This window comes from Rahnella sp. P4_A8, from assembly GCF_056402435.1.
In genome coordinates this window covers 1-837 of sequence record NZ_JBFUHK010000305.1, presented here as the reverse complement: position 1 = coordinate 837, position 837 = coordinate 1, and the positions used below count along the sequence as shown (strand labels likewise).

1 protein-coding gene is annotated in these 837 nt (G+C 50.7%); it reads right to left on the bottom strand.

Going from position 1 to position 837, the window contains the following annotated elements:
- On the bottom strand, window positions 1-837 hold an 837-nt coding region (locus AC1DUO_RS25615; protein ID WP_477989518.1), incomplete at both ends, for an alkyl sulfatase dimerization domain-containing protein.

The window sequence follows — 837 nt, the reverse complement described above, 5'->3', positions numbered from 1 at the left end:
TGATTGAGCACACCGTTTTCCAGTTCCAGCTTGTACTTGCCGCCGTCACTGCCCAGATCAACGTTAAACACCGCTTTCGCATTCGCCGCTTTCTCGCCATTGATATGCACACCCAGATAGTCGAAGAACATTTCAGGCGACATGGCTTTTACCGTATCCGCGCTTGCCGTATTCGGCGTTGGCAGTTTCTGCACGCCATTACGTAATTCCTGCGCGCCAGTGAGATAGAAATTACGCCATGGTCCTGATTCGGCCTGATAGCCCAGTTGTTCCAGTGCATCAGCTTCGAGGTTACGCGCAGCCTCATTTTTCGGGTCAGCAAAGACAACTTTACTCACCACCTGTGCTACCCACCGGTAATTCCCTTGATCGTAATCCTCTTTGGCCTTTTTCAGGATGTTATCGGCACCCCCCATATAATCGACAAACTTCTTCGCCGCCTCCTCAGGTGGCAGTTCATCTAATGTTGCCGGGTTGCCGTCAAACCAGCCGAGATAAAGCACATAGGTCGCTTTTACATCGTGGCTGACAGAACCGTAATAACCACGACTTGCCCAGGTTTTAGCCAGACCGTCCGGGAGTTTAAAGTTTGCGGCTATTTCATCACGTGTCAGGCCGGTATTCGCCAGGCGCAACGTCTGATCATTGATATAGCGATACATATCGCGCTGACTTTTCATCAGGCTGACAACGTTATCTTTACCCCACGTCGGCCAGTGGTGCTGTGCCATGATGATTTCTGCTTTATCACCCCAGCGGTTAATTGCATCGTTAATGTATTTTGACCAGGCGAGGGGGTCGCGAATTTTTGCGCCACGTAACGAGTATGTGTTGTGC